This is a genomic window from Streptomyces sp. NPDC030991 (assembly GCF_055571235.1).
Genome location: NZ_JBVIFR010000009.1, coordinates 48,337 through 65,739, shown reverse-complemented (window position 1 = coordinate 65,739; position 17,403 = coordinate 48,337). Strand labels below are relative to the sequence as shown.

Genomic DNA, 17,403 nt, shown 5'->3' with positions numbered 1-17,403 from the left:
AGCATGACCAGCACGACAGCCATCACCAACATCGGCACCCTGGTGACCAACGACCCCGGCCTCGGCGACGGCCCCCTGGGCCGGATCAAGGACGCGGCGCTGGTCGTCGACGGCGACCGGATCGCCTGGGCGGGCCCCGCGAAGAACGTGCCCGCGACGGACGCGGCGTACGACGCGGGGGGCCGCGCCGTCATCCCCGGCTTCGTCGACTCCCACTCCCACCTGGTCTTCGCGGGCGACCGCACCGAGGAGTTCAACGCCCGTATGGAGGGCCGCGGTTACTCGGCCGGCGGCATCCGCACCACCGTCGCCGCGACCCGGGCGGCGACGGACGCGGCCCTGGAGGCGAACCTCACCCACTACCTCGCGGAGGCGCTCCGCCAGGGCACGACCACCTTCGAGACCAAGTCCGGCTACGGCCTGACCACCGCCGACGAGGAGCGCGCCCTGCGCATCGCCGCGGCCCACACGGACGAGGTCACCTACCTCGGCGCGCACATCGTGTCGCCCGACCTCGCCGACGACCCGGCCGCGTACGTGGAGCTGGTCACCGGCGAGATGCTGGACGCCTGCGCCCCGCACGCGCGCTGGATCGACGTGTTCTGCGAGAAGGGCGCCTTCGACGGCGACCAGGCGCGGGCGATCCTGACGGCGGGCAAGGCGAAGGGCCTGCACCCGCGCATCCACGCCAACCAGCTCTCCTACGGCCCCGGCGTCCAGCTGGCCGTGGAGCTGGACGCGGCCAGCGCCGACCACTGCACGCACCTTACGGACGCGGACGTGGACGCCCTGGCGCAGGGCGACACGGTGGCCACGCTCCTGCCCGGCGCCGAGTTCTCCACCCGCGCCGCGTGGCCGGACGCCCGCCGCCTGCTGGACGCGGGCGTCACCGTGGCGCTGTCGACGGACTGCAACCCGGGCTCGTCCTTCACGTCCTCCGTCCCGTTCTGCATCGCCCTGGCCGTACGGGACATGGGCATGACCCCCGACGAGGCCCTCTGGTCGGCGACCGCGGGCGGCGCGAAGGCGCTCCGCCGCACCGACGTCGGCCACCTCGCCCCCGGCGCCCGGGCGGACCTGGCCTTCCTGGACGCGCCCAGCCACGTACATCTGGCCTACCGGCCGGGGGTGCCGCTGGTGAGCGAGGTGTGGCGGCGGGGGACACGTGCCGCCTGACGTCGTACGGGAGCGGGTGCGGGCCGCCCGCTCCCGGACGGCGGGTCAGGCCCACATCCCGCCGTCGACCCGCAGGACCGTGCCGGTGACGTAGGAGGAACGGTCGCTGAGCAGCCAGGCGGCCGCCTGCGCGATCTCCTCCGGAGCGGCCGCCCGGCCCAGCGGAGTCTGGGAGTTCAGCTGGTCGATGATCCCGGGCGACTCGGCGTCCCACTCGCGCAGCATCTCCGTGAGCGTGGTGCCGGGCGCGACGGCGTTGACGCGGATGTTCTCGGGGCCGTACGTGACGGCGGCGGACGCGGTGAGGCTGTTGACGGCCCGCTTCGCCGCCCCGTACGCGGGCAGCGCGGGGTTGGCGAGGAGGCTGCCGACGCTGGAGGTGTTGACGATGGCGCCGCGCCCGGCCGTCGCGCGGATGGCGGCGACCTGGGCGGTCATGGCGAGCCACGGGCCCTTGAAGTCCACGGCGCACACGGCGTCGAAGTCGCCCTCCGACAGCTTGTCCATCGGGCCGGGCGGCTGCCCCGTAGCGGCGTTGTTGAAGGCGGCGTCGAGCCGGCCGTACAGCTCCACGGCCCGCTGGACGGCGCCCCGGACGCTGTCCCCGTCGGCGAGGTCGCACACGACGTGGTCCGCGGTGCCGCCCGCTTCCCTGATCTCCCCGACGACCTTCTCGAGCTGGCTCTCCGTCCTGGCCGCGAGCAGTACCCGGGCCCCCTCCGCGGCGAACAGCCGGGCCGCCGCCGCGCCGATGCCGCGACCGGCGCCGCTGACGAAGGCGACCTTTCCGGCGAGCAGGCCCGGGTCGGAGGAAGGGGTGGCGGGAATCGATGTGTTGTCCATGCCGATGAGCCTGTGCCCGGCCGCCCCGCCGATCCAGGCACCGGCGGTACCTGGATCGGCGCCGGGACCTGCCCGCACACTGGCCGGGTGAACCGACGTGAACTGGCCGACTTCCTGCGCAACCGGCGCGAACGCATCGCGCCCGCCGACGCGGGCCTGCCCGCGGGACCGCGCCGCCGCACCCCCGGCCTGCGCCGCGAGGAGGTGGCCCAGCTCGCCCACATCTCGACGGAGTACTACACGCGCCTGGAGCAGGCCCGCGCCCCGCACCCGTCCCGCGAGGTGCTCGCGCAGCTCGCCCGCGCGCTGCGCCTGTCGGACGTGGAGCGCGACCACCTGCACCACCTGGCCGGCACGCCGCCAGGTCCCGCGCCCGGCCCGTCGCGGGAGGTGCGGCAGAGCATCGTCGACCTGCTGGACAGGCTGCCGGAGTCGGCGGCGCTGGTGATGTCCGCGACGTACGAGGTCATCGCCTGGAACGCGCTGGCGGCCGCCCTGATGGAGGACTTCTCCCCGTTGAGCCGCCGGGACCGCAACCTCGTGCGCCGGGCGTTCCTGGGCCCGCACCAGGAAGGCGGAGGGCTGTACGGGGTGTCGGACGCGGAGGAGTTCGGCAGGACGTCGGTCCACCATCTGCGCGCCACGGCGGCCCGCTACCCCGACGACCGGGAGGTGCGCGCCCTGGTCGACGAACTCCTCGACGGCAGCGCGGACTTCGCCCGGCTGTGGGCCACGCACGAGGTGGCCGCACGCCCCACCCTCTGCAAGACCTTCGCGCACCCCTTGGTCGGCCGCATCGCGGTCAACTGCGACATCCTGGACATCACCGACCGCGACCAGCGCGTGGTCATCTACACGGCCACACCGGGCTCGCCCTCGGAGGAGGCGCTGCGCCTGTTGTCCGTCATCGGCACACAGCGCATGGACGTACCTGGCTGACGCCTCCCGGCCCGGGCGGGAAGCGCCCCGGAAAGGGAAAGGGCCCGCCTGTTGGGTGTCGGCAACGGGCGGGCGCCGCCGAGCTGTCGGCCCGGCGCGGCGAGGATCTACTCCTCGACCGTCAGTCCCTTGCGAAGCTTGACCAGGGTGCGGGAGAGCAGGCGCGACACGTGCATCTGCGATATGCCCAGCTCGTCGCCGATCTCGGACTGCGTCATGTTGGCGACGAAGCGCAGGGAGAGGATCTTCCGGTCGCGCGGCGGGAGTTCGGCGATCAGCGGCTTCAGGGACTCGATGTACTCGATGCCTTCGAGGCCGTGGTCCTCGTAGCCGATCCGGTCCGCGAGCGCGCCTTCGGAGTCGTCCTCCTCGGGCTGGGCGTCGAGCGAGCTGGCGGTGTACGCGTTCGACGCCGCCATGCCCTCCACGACCTCTTCGTTGGAGAGGCCCAGGCGTTCGGCGAGTTCGGTCACCGTCGGCGCGCGGTCGAGCTGCTGGGCGAGCTCGTCGCCCGCCTTGGCGAGGTCGAGGCGGAGCTCCTGGAGGCGCCGGGGCACCCGCACCGACCAGGACGTGTCGCGGAAGAAGCGCTTGATCTCACCGACGATGGTTGGCATCGCGAAGGTGGGGAACTCGACGCCACGGCTCAGCTCGAAGCGGTCGATCGCCTTGATCAGGCCGATGGTCCCGACCTGGATGATGTCCTCCATCGGCTCGCTGCGGGAGCGGAACCGGGAGGCCGCGAACTTCACCAGGGCGAGGTTCAGCTCCACCAGCGTGTTGCGGACGTAGGAGTATTCGTGGGTGCCCTCTTCGAGGGACTCGAGGCGCTCGAAGAGCGTCTTGGAAAGGGCGCGGGCGTCGACCGCTCCCACCTCGGCGAAGGGCGGGATCTCGGGGAGCCCGTCCAGTCCTTCCAGAGCGTCGGACTCATGGCCGGAGTGGCGCTGCGGTGTGGGTGCCGACGTCGCCTGGTCAGTACGCGATTCGTCGAGCCGGGGTGACATGATGTCCTCCATCGTTCTCGGCATATGGCTGCCGATGCCAATACGTGCACTGTGCGGAGTGCGGCGCCTCCAAACCCGCGGGTTCGTTTTCTGTCCTTACTAGGCCTACCCGGTTTCGTGACCGGGCCGCAAGTGCGCTATAACCCTAAATGTCCGATTCTTAGGGGTTGTTCGGGTACCGGGGACCGTGGAGAAGGCGTAGTGTTCGAGGGCGTCAATCGGCACGTCGAAGGCAGCGAGAGAGAGACGTCATGGACCGCGGGACAGTCGGCAGCGCGCATCGGGGCCGGCTTCTGGTCGAGGTGCGGCAAGAGGGCCCCAGCGCCGTCGTGACGCCGGTGGGTGAGCTGGATCACCACACCGCCGATCTGCTGCGCGAACCCCTTGAGGAATGCCTGGTGAGCGGGGTTTCCCGGCTGATCGTGGATTGCTCGCGCCTCGAATTCTGCGACTCGACCGGGTTGAACGTGCTGCTCGGCGCCCGCCTCAAGGCGGAGGCCGCGGGCGGCGGGGTCCACCTGGCCGGGATGCTGCCGGTGGTGGCCCGGGTCTTCGAGATCACCGGCGCCGACGCCGTCTTCACGGTGCATGAAACGCTGGCCGCGGCGCTCGCCGCGGAGTGAGCGGATGCCCCCGAGCCCCGCTGGCGGAGAAGTTACGCTCCAGTTGTCGCTACGTGATCGAGGCGTTATCAGCGTCACAGGATCCGTGTCGAATCGGTGGGTGTTCTCGCCGTCCGGCCGGGCAGGAGACACCCGACCGCCCCTGCAACCCTGAGTCCTGAAGCTGAAGCTGAATTGGTAAATCGGTGAGGTGAAGTGCTGATGAGCACCACCCGGCCTTACTCGCCGGGCGACCACGGCCCCGAGTCCGGTGATCGACCGGCACCCGGCGGCCGGCAGGTCCGCACGCTGAGCCTCGCAGGGGAGAGCGGCATCGTGCCGCTGGCTCGCGACTTCTCCCGTGAGGCGCTGCACGCGTGGGGCTGGCTACCCGCCCCGACCGCGGAGCGCCGCGCCGCCGCGGAGGATGTACTGCTCGTCGTCTCCGAGCTGGTCACCAACGCCTGCCTGCACGCCGAGGGCCCGGACCGGCTGACGGTCTCCCTCGACAACAAGGTGCTGCGCATCGAGGTCGCCGACCACGGCGCGGGCCAGCCCGAGCCCCGGACCCCGCACCGCGCGGGGCGCCCCGGCGGCCACGGCATGTTCATCGTGCAGCGCCTCTGCCTGGACTGGGGCGTGGTGCGCACGCCCGAGGTCGCGGGCAAGATCGTATGGGCGGAGCTGGGCGCCCCCGCCTGAGCCTTTCCGCACTTCCTGGAGCACGCCGGATCGTCTTCGATCCGGCGTGCTCTTTGTCTTCCCTCGGCAAGGCCCCGGGCGTACCTTGAGCCACCCGCATCTGATGAACCGTCAGCAACCGTCGGGCCGAAGGGATATCGAGGTGTCGTACCGGACGTATCAGGAACGAACCGCCGCGTTCGCGCTCGGCGCCGCTCTGGCGGGCTCCGCGGTGCTGATGGCCGCCCCCACGGCGCAGGCCGCGGTGCAGAACGTCAACTACCAGTGCAAGACGCCGATCGGGAACAAGGGAGCCGTCTCCCCGATCGACATGAAGAGCGTCAAGAGCGGCAGCGGCTACAAGATCACGATGTCCTTCCAGAAGGGCGTCTCCTCCAGCCCCGTCGAGCTCGGCAAGGGCGCGATGAACCCCAGCGCGGTGATCAAGCTGGGCGGCGCGGAGAGCGGCACCCTGCCGGTGACGGGGGCGGCGAACTCCGCGGCGATCCCCGCCAACACCCCCATCAAGATCAGTGACCTGTCGGGCACGTACACGCCGAAGAAGAGCGGCAAGGTGACGTTCACGGCCGGCGTCCTGACCATCAAGGCGCTCGGCACGACGACGACCTGCACCCCCGCCAACAGCCCCGCGCCGTCCCTGGAGCTGACCGTGCAGGGGGCAGGCGGCTCCGGCGGAGGCGGCTCCGACCAGGGCGGCTCCACCACAGGCGGCTCCCAGTCGGCTCCCTCCGGCGACGGCCGGCTCCCGCAGACCGGCCCGCAGGACTCCGCGATAGCCCTCGGCACGCTGGGCGGCACGGTGCTCCTCGCCGGCGCCGCGGGCGCGCTCTGGCTGACCCGCAGGCACCAGGGGACGCCCCGCTAGGGGCGCGGGGAACTGCGCGAGCAACCACAGATGAGCCGCACACGCCGACGCGACCGAACCCCCTACGGCGCCGTGGCGGCGGGCGCGCTGCTCGCGGCGCTCACCGCCGCGACACCGGTCACGGCGGCACCGCCGGGCTGGACGATCGCCCCGTCCGCGGGCGGCGGGTCACGCCCCGCCGCACAGGACGGCCGCCCGTACATCTACGCGGAGGGCGCCCCCGGCACCGTCCTGGAGGACAAGGTGGCCGTCACCAACCCGACCGCCGCGCCCCTCAGGGTGGCGCTGCGCGGCGCCGACGCCGACAACCGGACCGACGGCACCCCCGCCATCCGTACCCGCGCGAAGGACGCCGGCGCCTGGCTCACCTTCGCCGACAAGTCCGTACAGGTCCCGGCCCGCACCCGCGCCGAGATCCCCTTCACCCTCACCGTCCCGGCGGGCGCCACCCCGGGCGACCACCCCGGCGCGATCGTCGCGGACGCGGGCGGCCGCACGTCCGGGGTCGGCGTGCACCTGCGGGTCAGCGGCCCCACCCTCTCCGCCCTCACCGTCGAGCACGTACGGGTCGTCGCCGGGGACCGCATCGCGTACGAGGTCGTCAACCGGGGCAACACGACCCTCGCGCCCCACCTCACCGTCAGGGCCGACGGCGTCCTCGGCGGCGTCCTCGACAAGGGGCCGCGCGCCCTGCCGGTGGAGCTGCTGCCCGGCCGCCGCGTCCGCCTCACCGAACCCTGGCCCGCCCCTGCCCCCGCCCTCGACTCCGTCGACGTGCGGGTGACGGTCACGGCGGGCGGCGGCGCGAAGGGCTCGGCGACGACCACGGCCCGGTTCGTGCCCTGGTGGCCGCTGGGCGGCGCCCTCGCCGTGCTCGTGGGCGCCGGCTGTGCCGCCCCCGGCCTCGTACGCCGTCGAAGCCGCCGCCGACCCGGCCCAGGCACCGGCAACCCAAGGAGTGCGCCATGACCCTCCGCAGCGCACCGGCCGCGCGGCTGCTGACCGTGCTCGCCCTGCTGGCCGCGCTCCTCGCGAGCACGGCGCCGTGGGCCACCGCCGCCGACCCGCCCACCGTCACCCTCTCCAGGACCGAGGCGGGGGCCGGGGGCTCGATCACGGTCAAGGGCTCGGGCTGGCGGCCGAAGACGCTGCTGATGATGCTCGTCTGCGGCCGGTCGAGCCCCGGGCGCGGTGTCATCGGCGGCACCAACTCCTGTGCCAACGCCGACGGGCGCGCCGTCACCACCGACGCCCGGGGAGGGTTCGGCCGGAAGCTGCCGGTCGTCGAGCCGCCCGGGCCCTGCCCGTGCGTCGTCCACGTCGCGACCGTGACCGGCACGGCGAAGGCGCAGGCGGACGCCGTGCTCAAGGTCGCCGGGCACCCGGTGGAGGCGCTCCCCGCCGAACGGGACGACGGACAGCTCGCCATGGTCACCGATGCCCGGCTCGACGGATCGAGCGGCATCCTCACCTGGTTCGGCTCGCCGCCCTCGCGGACCCTCACCTTCACCGTGGGCAACGTCGGACCGGCCCCGGTCAAGGACCCCGTCTTCCAGGTCGGCACCTCCCACGGCGTCTTCGCGCCCGTCTACGAGGAACAGCAGTGGCGCGGCACCGTCCCGCCGGGCCGCAAGGCGCAGATCAAACTGCCCGTCGAGCTGACGGCCGGCGCCCACGGCGGCTACCTGGTGTCGCTCAAGTACGGCGGGAAGGTACTGGCCGAACAGCCCTGGGGCGTCGGCCGGCCCTGGGGCGTCACGCTCTTCTGGGTCCTGCTGTGCGTCGTCGTCCCCGCCGCCGTCTTCCGTATCGGCATGGCGGTCGTGGACCGGCTGCGCCCGCGCGACCGGTACGCGCCGGGCCGCCACCGCGGCGCCCAGCGGCTGGCCGACCTCACCGTACGGCTGTCGAAGCCGCGGCCCCCGCGGCGGCGGCCGGACCCCGCGGACGGCGCCCGGCCCGGCCCGGCACCCGGCGAGGGCCCCGCGGAGCCCGCCGCCTCCACCACGACCACCCTGCCCTGGTTCACCCCGGACACCGGTCCGGGCGGGACCACGGCCGGTCAGCTCTCCGCACCGCCCGACAACAGCAGGACGACGAAAGGAAACACGTGAGCAGGCAACGGAGAGCCGGTGCGGCCGGCTGTGCCCTGATCCTGTCCGGGGCGGGGCTCTGGCTCGCCTCCGGCCCGGCGCAGGCGGCCGAGTCCTCGTTCAAGACGGAGTGCGTCCCGCCCTCCATCTCGGGGCTGCCACCGGTCCAGGGCACCACGGTGGCGGACGTCACCGCACCGGCGACCGCCAAGGTCGGCGACGAGATCGACGTGGTCTGGAAGACGACCCAGGCCGCCTCGAAGAACCCCGACGTCCTCGACCTCGGCGCCGACACCGTGCAGCCCACGGGCACGGTGAAGGTGGCCGGCGCGCAGAGCGGCGACCTCAAGGTGCAGGGCGAGCGGAAGAACCCGGCGATCAAGAAGAACAGCCCGATGGTGCTGTCCGACATGAAGGGCAAGCTGAAACTGACCGCCGCCGGGGAAGTGACGCTGACCCCGGACGCGTACACCATCAACGTCAGCAAGCCGATCTCCACCGACACCAAATGCACACCGAAGGAGACGGTCAAGCCCGCCGTGACCATCAAGGTCACGGACGGCGGCGGCGCGACCACAGGCGGCGCGACCACAGGCGGTACGGCCGCGGGCGGCACCGACACCGGGGGCGCCTCGACGGGCGGTACCACCGCGGGCGGCACCGACGGCGGCTCGGGCAGCGGCGGCACCGGCTCCGGAGGCACCGGCTCCGGCGGGGCCGCGGCGGGCGGCGGCACCGGCGGCGGTGACGGGAAGACCGACTTCACCGGCAAGGAGGTGTCGATCCCCTACGCGTGCAAGACGCCCATCGGCGACAAGAACGGCACGTCCCCGGTGCGGATCGACGCCAAGAAGGACGGCGGGAACTACGCCCTGACGGTCAAGTTCAAGGGGTCCGTGATGGACAGCCCCGCCGACATCCCGGCCGACTCGGTCAAACCGTCGATGGCGGTGAAGCTGGGCGGCGCCGACAAGGGCACCGTGAACGTGGAGGGCCCGACCAACAAGGAGGCCATCAAGTCCGGCGACCCGATGACGATCCCCGACCTGACCGGCACCTACAAGCCGGGCGCCGACGGCAAGTCGACCCTGTCGCCCGGCGTCCTCATCGTGAAGGCGCTGGGCACGACGACCACCTGTACGCCGACGAAGACGGAGGTCTCCCTGGAGATCGACACGGCGGCGGTGGAAGGCGGCGCGAGCGGCGGCGCCGCCGGCTCGGCGGGCGGCTCGGCGAGCGGCTCGGCGGGCGGTTCGGACGCCACGGGCGGCGGCCTCGCCGAGACGGGCGCCTCGAACGACGGCATGCTGCGCGCCCTCGGCCTGGTGGCCGGCACGGTGATCCTGCTGGGGGGTGCGGTGTTCACGTTCCTGCCGAAGCGCCGCGCGGCCCGGGGCAGGTGACGACACCGGACAAGTGAAAGGGCCCGGCCGCACCATCAGGTGCGGCCGGGCCCCTTCCTCGGCTCAGGCGGACCGAGCGGTGACGGTCAGTGCACGCCGCCCATCAGCGGCTTGACCTTCCGGCGGAACATGAACACCGCGACACCGGCGAGGACCGCGATCGCGCCCTGCGAGGCGAACCACCACTGGCTGTCGGTCGGGGCACCGATCAGCTGGAGCAGCGCGATGACGGAGTCGCCCGCGGTGACCGCGAGGAACCACACGCCCATCATCTGGGAGCCGTACTTCTGCGGCGCCAGCTTGGTGGTGAGCGACAGGCCGACCGGGGAGAGCGTCAGCTCACCGATGGTCTGGATCAGGTAGACCGCGCACAGCCACAGCGGCGTGACCTTCGTGTCGCCGGTGGCGGCGGCCTGCGCCAGCATCATCACGAAGAAGGACAGGCCGATCAGGAAGACGCCGTTGGCGAACTTCGAGATGGTGCTGGGCTCCTTGCCCCGCCGGTTGAGCGCGAGCCACGCCCACGCCGCGACCGGCGCGAACGCCATCACGTACAGCGGGTTCAGGGACTGGAACCAGCTGGAGGGGAACTCGAAGCCGAACAGGGTGTTGGCGGTGTGGTCGTTGGCGAACACCGTCAGCGTGGAACCGGTCTGGTCGTAGATGCCCCAGAACACGGCGGCCACGACGAAGAACCAGATGTACGCGGAGACCCGGGACTGCTCGGTGTCGCTCAGCTCGCGGTCGCGCTTCATCTTGACCAGGTACCAGACCGGCAGCAGCAGGCCGAGGACGGTGAGCGGCCACAGCATCCAGTTCACGGTGAACCAGCCGCCACCGCCGACGATGCCGTAGAAGACGACGGCCAGGGCGGTCCAGAATCCGATCTTCTTCCAGATCGCGGTCTTCTCGGCCGCGGACATGGGGGAGGGGACGACGGTGGACTCGGACGACAGGTGGCGGAAGCCGAAGAGGAAGCACATCAGGCCGAGGGCCATGCCCACACCGGCCATCGCGAAGCCGAGGTGCCAGCTGAACTTCTGGCCGACCGTGCCGATCGTCAGCGGTGCCACGAAGGCGCCGAGGTTGATCGCCATGTAGAAGATCGAGAAGCCGCCGTCACGGCGCGGGTCGTTCTTGTCCGGGTACAGCTGGCCGACCATCGTGGAGATGTTGGCCTTCAGCAGACCCGATCCCGCGGCGATGAGGCCGAGGCCGAGGTAGAACGTGCCGGCCGACGGCAGGGCCAGCGTGAAGTGGCCGACCATGATGATCGCGGCGCCGACCGCGGTGGTCTTGCGCGGGCCCCAGACCCGGTCGCCGAGCCAGCCGCCCGGCAGGGCGAGCAGGTACACCAGAGCGTTGTAGACCGAGTAGATGGCGAACGCCGTCGCGGCCGAGAGACCGAGACCGCCGTCGACCACAGCGGCCGACAGGTACAGCACGAGCAGTGCCCGCATCCCGTAGAAGCTGTAGCGCTCCCACATCTCCGTCAGAAACAGAAAGGCCAGGCCGAGGGGGTGGCCAAGGAAGGTCTTGCCGCCGGCGACAGGCGCGGTGGCTTCCTTCGTCAGGCTGGACGCCATGGTGGTTCCTTGCTCGCTCGGGACGCCGCCGATCCCTTGTGGGGGGTTGGAAACGTGCGCCCGGGTGGGGGGTCGGCCGGCACCGGAGTCCTACCGTCCTCCCCACGCCCGGGGGATCGCCCGCACGAGGTGTCGCACGGGACGAGGTACGGCGGACCCGGGATCCACACCCCGGCGCGCATCCTTACGCGCGGGGCCCGGCCACAGGTCGTTCCTTTTGGCGCTGACCGCGGTCAGCTCACACAGGAAAGGGACCCTGGTGCGCAGTGCGCCCCTAAAGGTCCCCCATTAGTGCATCAGGCGTTCGGTCACCATACGACACGACAGTGCCGGATATGGAAGGACTTGAGAGATGGATCACAGGCCCTCGTGGAACCGGATCGCTGATTCCAAGGTGTTCATCAGGATCGCACCCCACTGCTGGAGGGAGCGACCCCGGAGGGGAAGGTTCCGCTTTGCCCGGGGGAGCGCTCTGGCCGATCGCCCCACAGCCGTCCTCCGGCGCGGACTACCATCACCCCATGACCCGTGTACTGCTCGCCGAGGACGACGCGTCCATCTCGGAGCCGCTGGCTCGCGCCCTGCGCCGGGAGGGTTACGAGGTCGAAGTCCGTGAGGACGGACCCACCGCCGTCGACGCCGGACTCCAGGGAAGCATCGATCTCGTCGTCCTGGACCTGGGCCTGCCCGGGATGGACGGCCTGGAGGTCGCCCGCCGGCTGCGCGCCGAGGGGCACACGGTGCCGATCCTGATCCTCACCGCGCGCGCCGACGAGGTGGACACGGTCGTCGGCCTCGACGCCGGCGCCGACGACTACGTCACCAAGCCGTTCCGCCTCGCCGAACTCCTCGCCCGCGTCCGGGCGCTGCTCCGGCGCGGCTCCGCCGAGCCCAAGGAGACCCCGGCCACGCACGGCGTGCGCATCGACGTCGAGTCGCACCGCGCCTGGATGGGCGACGAGGAACTCCAGCTCACCGCCAAGGAGTTCGACCTGCTGCGGGTCCTCGTGCGCGACGCGGGCCGGGTCGTCACCCGGGACCAGCTGATGCGCGAGGTGTGGGACACGACCTGGTGGTCCTCGACCAAGACGCTGGACATGCACATCTCGTGGCTGCGCAAGAAGCTCGGCGACGACGCGGCGAACCCCCGGTACATCGCGACGGTGCGCGGCGTGGGGTTCCGCTTCGAGAAGAGCTGAAGCCCCGCTTCTGAAGCGGCGCGGCCCCGATCCGGGACACTGAAGCCATGCGCCGCCGACTCATCAACTCCACCCTCGCCGTCGTCCTGGTCGTGATCGCCGTGTTCGGGGTCTCCCTCGTCATCGTGGAGACCCGGACCATCAGCAACAGCGCCCAGGACCGCGTCGAGTCGGAGGCCGTCCGGCTCGCCTCCATCGTGGACAGCCGGCTGCTCAGTGGCGAGCAGGTCACCGGCGACATCCTCGCGGACCAGGTCGCCATCGAGGAGCGCTACGCGATCGTCTCCATCCCGGGCCGGGCCCCCATCGAGCTCGGCGCCGAACCCCAGGGCGACGTCATCACGTACACCGCCGAGGGCGAGCGGGGCGAGAAGGTCACCGTCGAGGAGCCCCGCTCCGCGGTGACCCGCGAGGTCGGCCGGACCCTGCTGATCATCGCGGGGGTGGCGCTGCTCGCGGTCGTCGCCGCCGTGCTGCTCGCCGTCCGCCAGGCCAACCGCCTCGCGTCCCCCCTCACCGACCTCGCCTCCACCGCGGAGCGCCTGGGCTCCGGCGATCCGCGCCCGCGGCACAAGCGCTACGGCGTCCCCGAGCTGGACCGCGTCGCCGACGTCCTCGACGGCTCCGCCGAGCGGATCGCCCGCATGCTGACCGCCGAGCGGCGGCTGGCCGCCGACGCCTCCCACCAGCTGCGTACGCCGCTGACGGCGCTCTCGATGCGCCTGGAGGAGATCACCATGACCGATGACCTGGCCGAGGTGAAGGAGGAGGCGACCATCGCGCTCGCGCAGGTCGAGCGGCTCACCGACGTCGTGCAGCGGCTGCTCACCAACTCCCGTGACCCGCGCACCGGTTCGGCCGTCACCTTCGATCTGGACGAGGTGATCAAGCAGCAGCTGGAGGAGTGGCGCCCGGCCTACCGCAGCGCGGGCCGGGCCATCGTCTCCTCCGGCAAGCACCACCTCACCGCCGTCGGCACGCCCGGCGCGGTCGCCCAGGTCCTCGCCGCGCTCATCGAGAACTCGCTGATGCACGGCGGCGGCACCGTCGCCCTGCGCACCCGCGTCACCGGCAACCAGACGGTGATCGAGGTCACGGACGAGGGACCGGGCGTCCCCTCCGAGCTGGGTTCGCGGATCTTCGAGCGGACCATCAGCGGCCGGAACTCGACGGGCATCGGCCTCGCCGTCGCCCGCGACCTCGCCGAGGCCGACGGCGGCCGCCTCGAAATGCTCCAGGCGTCCCCGCCCGTCTTCGGCCTCTTCCTGTCGCGGACACCGATGAAGCGGCCCGGCAGCGGCGACACGGACGGCACGAACCCCGGGACGGTCCGTTAACGCCTCAGGGACTCAGGACTCAGGACTCAGGGCCTCAGGGCCGCACGCGGTGTACCGGCGGCGCGTCCGACTCGTCCAGGAACGATTCCGCACTGGCCACGGTCTCCCGGGCGGGCAGCGCCTTGAAGACCCAGCTCCGGTAGGACCAGAAGCGGAACAGGGTCGCCAGGCCCATGCCGAGGAACTTGAAGACGTTGCTCTGCAGCTGGCTGTCCCAGCCGAAACCGTACGTCGCCGCGTACAGGACACCGTTCTCGATCACCAGGCCGACGACGCTGAACAGCAGGAACAGCGTCAGCTCCTTGGCGCGGCCGCTCTTGTCCCGGTCGCGGTAGGTGAAGTAACGGAACCCCACGTAGTTGAAGACGATGGCGACGACCGTCGCGATGACGCTGGCCCGCACCACCTGGAGGTCCGTGCCGTGCCGCATCAGGTTGAAGACCGCGAAGTTCACCAGCACACCGAGCGCGCCGACGACGCCGAACTTGGCTATCTCGCGGGCCAGGGTGTCGAAGCGCGGCCGCAGAGCGCCGATGCGGCCCGGTGCCCCGCTCTCCGTACCGGATCGTCGGCCGGTGGTCGCCTTCATAGTGGTCGCCTCAGCCCCCGTCGTCCCCGTGAATGTGGTCGCGCGGCCCGTGAGAACCGTCTCCGCCATGCTAACCACGCACTGTCGAAGCCGCCTCCGGACCCGATCTGTGGACGTTCCTCCAAGACACGGGCCGTGCGAGCACCGGTTGAACGGCCGATATCCTGGAGGCGTGACGTTCCCGGTAGTCGGCATGGTCGGCGGTGGCCAGCTCGCTCGTATGACACACGAGGCGGGCATCCCGCTCGGCATCAGGTTCAAGCTCCTCAGTGACACTCCGCAGGATTCCGCGGCACAGGTCGTCGGTGACGTCGTCGTCGGCGACTACCGCGACCTGGAGACGCTGCGGGAGTTCGCGCGCGGCTGTGACGTGATCACGTTCGATCACGAACACGTGCCGACCGAGCACCTACGGGCCCTGGAGGCGGACGGCATCCCCGTCCGCCCCGGCCCCGCGGCGCTGCTCTACGCCCAGGACAAGGGCGAGATGCGCGCGAAACTCACCGCGCTCGGCGTCCCGTGCCCACGCCACCGCATCGTGCGCGACGCGGCGGACGTCGCCGCGTTCGCCGCCGAGGGCGACGGCTTCCCCGTCATCCTCAAGACGGTGCGCGGCGGCTACGACGGCAAGGGCGTGTGGTTCGTGCGCTCCGAGGCCGACGCGGGCGAGCCGTTCAAGGCGGGCGTACCGGTCCTGGCCGAGGAGAAGGTCGACTTCGTCCGCGAGCTGGCGGCCAACGTCGTGCGCTCGCCGCACGGACAGGCCGTCGCCTACCCCGTCGTCGAGTCCCAGCAGGTCGACGGCGTCTGCGACACGGTCATCGCCCCGGCACCCGGCCTCGACGAGAGCCTCGCGGGCGAGGCGCAGGAGCTGGCGCTGCGCGTCGCCAAGGAACTCGGCGTCGTCGGCCACCTCGCCGTCGAACTCTTCGAGACCCGCGGACCCGACGGAAAGCCCGGCATCCTCGTCAACGAACTGGCGATGCGCCCGCACAACTCCGGCCACTGGACCCAGGACGGCGCGATCACCTCGCAGTTCGCCAACCACGTCCGCGCCGTCCTGGACCTCCCGCTCGGCGACCCGCGCCCGCGCGCCCCCTGGACGGTGATGGGCAACGTCCTGGGCGGCGACTTCCCGGACATGTACAGCGCGTACCTGCACTGCATGGCCCGCGACCCGCAGCTCAAGATCCACATGTACGGCAAGGACGTGAAGCCCGGACGCAAGGTCGGCCACGTCAACACCTACGGCGACGACCTGGACGACGTGCTGGAGCGCGCCCGTCACGCAGCCGGCTATCTCAGAGGAACGATCACGGAATGACCTCTCCCGTTATTGGCATCGTCATGGGATCCGACTCGGACTGGCCCGTCATGGAGGGCGCCGCGAAGGCGCTCGCCGAGTTCGAGATCCCCTACGAGGTCGACGTCGTCTCCGCGCACCGCATGCCCCGCGAGATGATCTCCTACGGCGAGCACGCCGCCGAGCGCGGCCTGAAGGCCATCATCGCGGGCGCGGGCGGCGCCGCCCACCTGCCCGGCATGCTCGCCTCCGTGACCCCGCTGCCCGTCATCGGCGTCCCGGTACCGCTGAAGTACCTCGACGGCATGGACTCGCTGCTCTCCATCGTGCAGATGCCCGCGGGCGTCCCGGTCGCCACCGTCTCCGTCGGCGGCGCGCGCAACGCAGGACTGCTCGCCGCCCGCATCCTCGCCACCCACGACGAGGAACTGCTCACCCGCATGCGCGAGTTCCAGCAGGAGCTGAACGACCAGGCCACCGAGAAGGGCAAGCGACTGCGCGCCAAGGCCGACGGCGCCGGCGCCGGTTTCGGCTTCGGCAAGTGAGCGGGAGGACGAGCGACATGACGGACGCATCGCGGCAGGCCCGGGAGATACTCGCCGAGTTCCCCGTCGTCGACGGCCACAACGACCTGCCGTGGGCACTGCGCGAACAGGTCACGTACGACCTCGCCGCCCGCGACATCGCCGCCGACCAGAGCGCCCACCTCCACACCGACCTGGCACGGCTGCGGGCCGGCGGCGTGGGCGCGCAGTTCTGGTCCGTGTACGTACGCACCGACCTCACCGGGGACGCCGCGGTCAGCGCCACCCTCGAACAGATCGACTGCGTCGACCAGCTGATCGCCCGCTACCCCGGCGACCTGCGGGCCGCCCTGACCGCCGCGGACATGGAAGCGGCGCGCGCGGAAGGCCGTATCGCCTCGCTCAAGGGCGCAGAGGGCGGCCACTCGATCAACAACTCCCTCGCGACGCTCCGCGCCCTGTACGCGCTCGGCGTGCGCTACATGACGCTCACCCACAACGACAACATCGCCTGGGCCGACTCCGCGACGGACGAACCGGGTGTGGGCGGCCTGTCGGCCTTCGGCCGCGAGGTCGTACGCGAGATGAACCGCGAGGGCATGCTCGTCGACCTCTCGCACGTCGCCGCCACCACGATGCGCGCCGCCCTCGACACCTCCACCGCGCCCGTGATCTTCTCCCACTCCTCGGCGCGGGCCGTCTGCGACCACCCCCGCAACATCCCGGACGACGTCCTGGAGCGGCTCCCCGGCAACGGCGGAGTGGCGATGGTGACGTTCGTGCCGAAGTTCGTGCTCCAGGCCGCGGTCGACTGGACCAGCGCGGCCGACGAGAACCTGCGCGCACACGGTTACCACCACCTGGACTCCTCCCCCGAGGCGATGAAGCTGCACCGCGCCTTCGAGGAGTCCACACCGCGCCCCGTCGCCACCGTCTCCACGGTCGCCGACCACCTCGACCACATGCGGGAGGTCGCCGGCGTCGACCACATCGGCATCGGCGGCGACTACGACGGCACGGCGTTCACCCCGGACGGCCTCGACGACGTGTCCGGCTACCCGAACCTGATCGCGGAACTCCTCACCCGCGGCTGGTCCCGGACCGACCTCGCGAAACTCACCTGGAGCAACGCCGTACGGGTCCTGGGCGCCGCCGAGGACGTGGCGCGGGACCTCCGAACCCGGCGCGGCCCCTCGAACGCGACACTGCGACAGCTGGACGGCCAGGACTGACAC

Annotated in this window: 17 protein-coding genes; 13 read left to right on the top strand and 4 right to left on the bottom strand. The window is 71.7% G+C overall.

Features of this window, described 5'->3' with window-relative positions:
- Nucleotides 1-3 precede the first annotated feature (3 nt).
- Nucleotides 4-1,176 carry an imidazolonepropionase gene (gene hutI / locus ACZ45E_RS18795; RefSeq protein WP_468222027.1) on the top strand — a complete coding sequence of 391 codons (1,173 nt, stop codon included), beginning with the start codon at nt 4-6 and terminating at the stop codon, nt 1,174-1,176.
- 45 nt (nt 1,177-1,221) lie between these two features.
- Here the strand turns inward: hutI and ACZ45E_RS18790 are convergent, their stop codons facing one another.
- Nucleotides 1,222-2,019 (bottom strand): SDR family NAD(P)-dependent oxidoreductase, encoded by a 798-nt coding sequence (locus ACZ45E_RS18790; RefSeq protein ID WP_468222025.1) that lies wholly within the window; start codon nt 2,017-2,019, stop codon nt 1,222-1,224.
- A gap of 87 nt (nt 2,020-2,106) precedes the next feature.
- Here ACZ45E_RS18790 and ACZ45E_RS18785 point away from each other — a divergent pair, with 87 nt between their 5' ends.
- Nucleotides 2,107-2,958: a helix-turn-helix transcriptional regulator gene (locus ACZ45E_RS18785; protein WP_468222024.1), complete on the top strand. Its 852-nt coding sequence runs from the start codon at nt 2,107-2,109 to the stop codon at nt 2,956-2,958.
- Between the two features lie 107 nt (nt 2,959-3,065).
- Here ACZ45E_RS18785 and ACZ45E_RS18780 read toward each other — a convergent pair whose 3' ends face one another.
- Nucleotides 3,066-3,965: an RNA polymerase sigma factor SigF gene (locus tag ACZ45E_RS18780; protein WP_468222325.1), complete on the bottom strand. Its 900-nt coding sequence runs from the start codon at nt 3,963-3,965 to the stop codon at nt 3,066-3,068.
- A 251-nt stretch (nt 3,966-4,216) separates the two neighbouring features.
- On the opposite strand from ACZ45E_RS18780, the gene ACZ45E_RS18775 reads away from it, so the two are divergent.
- The 6 genes from ACZ45E_RS18775 (at nt 4,217) to ACZ45E_RS18750 (ending at nt 9,630) form a co-directional block, all read left to right on the top strand.
- Nucleotides 4,217-4,588 carry an STAS domain-containing protein gene (locus ACZ45E_RS18775; protein WP_468222022.1) on the top strand — a complete coding sequence of 124 codons (372 nt, stop codon included), beginning with the start codon at nt 4,217-4,219 and terminating at the stop codon, nt 4,586-4,588.
- A gap of 201 nt (nt 4,589-4,789) precedes the next feature.
- Nucleotides 4,790-5,269: an ATP-binding protein gene (locus ACZ45E_RS18770; RefSeq protein WP_468222021.1), complete on the top strand. Its 480-nt coding sequence runs from the start codon at nt 4,790-4,792 to the stop codon at nt 5,267-5,269.
- A gap of 142 nt (nt 5,270-5,411) precedes the next feature.
- Complete coding sequence (locus tag ACZ45E_RS18765; RefSeq protein ID WP_468222020.1) at nt 5,412-6,134, top strand: LPXTG cell wall anchor domain-containing protein; 723 nt, start codon at nt 5,412-5,414, stop codon at nt 6,132-6,134.
- A gap of 30 nt (nt 6,135-6,164) precedes the next feature.
- A complete protein-coding gene (locus ACZ45E_RS18760) occupies nt 6,165-7,103 on the top strand; it encodes a COG1470 family protein (RefSeq protein ID WP_468222018.1) in 939 nt (312 codons plus the stop codon).
- Nucleotides 7,100-8,248 (top strand): hypothetical protein, encoded by a 1,149-nt coding sequence (locus ACZ45E_RS18755; RefSeq protein WP_468222017.1) that lies wholly within the window; start codon nt 7,100-7,102, stop codon nt 8,246-8,248. The genes ACZ45E_RS18760 and ACZ45E_RS18755 overlap by 4 nt, the downstream gene beginning before the upstream one ends.
- The gene (locus ACZ45E_RS18750; RefSeq protein WP_468222016.1) at nt 8,245-9,630 is read left to right on the top strand and encodes a hypothetical protein; all 1,386 of its coding nucleotides are present in this window, start codon (nt 8,245-8,247) and stop codon (nt 9,628-9,630) included. The genes ACZ45E_RS18755 and ACZ45E_RS18750 overlap by 4 nt, the downstream gene beginning before the upstream one ends.
- A gap of 86 nt (nt 9,631-9,716) precedes the next feature.
- On the opposite strand, the gene ACZ45E_RS18745 is transcribed toward ACZ45E_RS18750, so the two are convergent.
- Nucleotides 9,717-11,216 carry a peptide MFS transporter gene (locus tag ACZ45E_RS18745; RefSeq protein ID WP_468222015.1) on the bottom strand — a complete coding sequence of 500 codons (1,500 nt, stop codon included), beginning with the start codon at nt 11,214-11,216 and terminating at the stop codon, nt 9,717-9,719.
- A gap of 521 nt (nt 11,217-11,737) precedes the next feature.
- Between ACZ45E_RS18745 and ACZ45E_RS18740 the strand changes: the two genes are divergently transcribed.
- Both ACZ45E_RS18740 and ACZ45E_RS18735 read left to right on the top strand, forming a co-directional pair.
- A complete protein-coding gene (locus ACZ45E_RS18740; protein WP_324771572.1) occupies nt 11,738-12,415 on the top strand; it encodes a response regulator transcription factor in 678 nt (225 codons plus the stop codon).
- A 47-nt stretch (nt 12,416-12,462) separates the two neighbouring features.
- Nucleotides 12,463-13,752 carry an ATP-binding protein gene (locus ACZ45E_RS18735; RefSeq protein WP_468222013.1) on the top strand — a complete coding sequence of 430 codons (1,290 nt, stop codon included), beginning with the start codon at nt 12,463-12,465 and terminating at the stop codon, nt 13,750-13,752.
- A 34-nt stretch (nt 13,753-13,786) separates the two neighbouring features.
- On the opposite strand, the gene ACZ45E_RS18730 is transcribed toward ACZ45E_RS18735, so the two are convergent.
- Nucleotides 13,787-14,341: a GtrA family protein gene (locus ACZ45E_RS18730; protein ID WP_468222012.1), complete on the bottom strand. Its 555-nt coding sequence runs from the start codon at nt 14,339-14,341 to the stop codon at nt 13,787-13,789.
- 109 nt (nt 14,342-14,450) lie between these two features.
- On the opposite strand from ACZ45E_RS18730, the gene ACZ45E_RS18725 reads away from it, so the two are divergent.
- The 3 genes from ACZ45E_RS18725 to ACZ45E_RS18715 are packed head-to-tail and all read left to right on the top strand — an operon-like array spanning nt 14,451 to nt 17,400.
- On the top strand, nt 14,451-15,665 hold the full coding sequence (locus tag ACZ45E_RS18725) for a 5-(carboxyamino)imidazole ribonucleotide synthase (protein ID WP_468222011.1): 1,215 nt from the start codon (nt 14,451-14,453) through the stop codon (nt 15,663-15,665).
- A complete protein-coding gene (gene purE / locus ACZ45E_RS18720) occupies nt 15,662-16,189 on the top strand; it encodes a 5-(carboxyamino)imidazole ribonucleotide mutase (RefSeq protein WP_468222009.1) in 528 nt (175 codons plus the stop codon). The genes ACZ45E_RS18725 and purE overlap by 4 nt, the downstream gene beginning before the upstream one ends.
- A gap of 17 nt (nt 16,190-16,206) precedes the next feature.
- Entirely contained in the window at nt 16,207-17,400 is a 1,194-nt protein-coding gene (locus ACZ45E_RS18715; protein ID WP_468222008.1) for a dipeptidase, read from the top strand.
- The last annotated feature ends 3 nt before the right edge of the window (nt 17,401-17,403 follow it).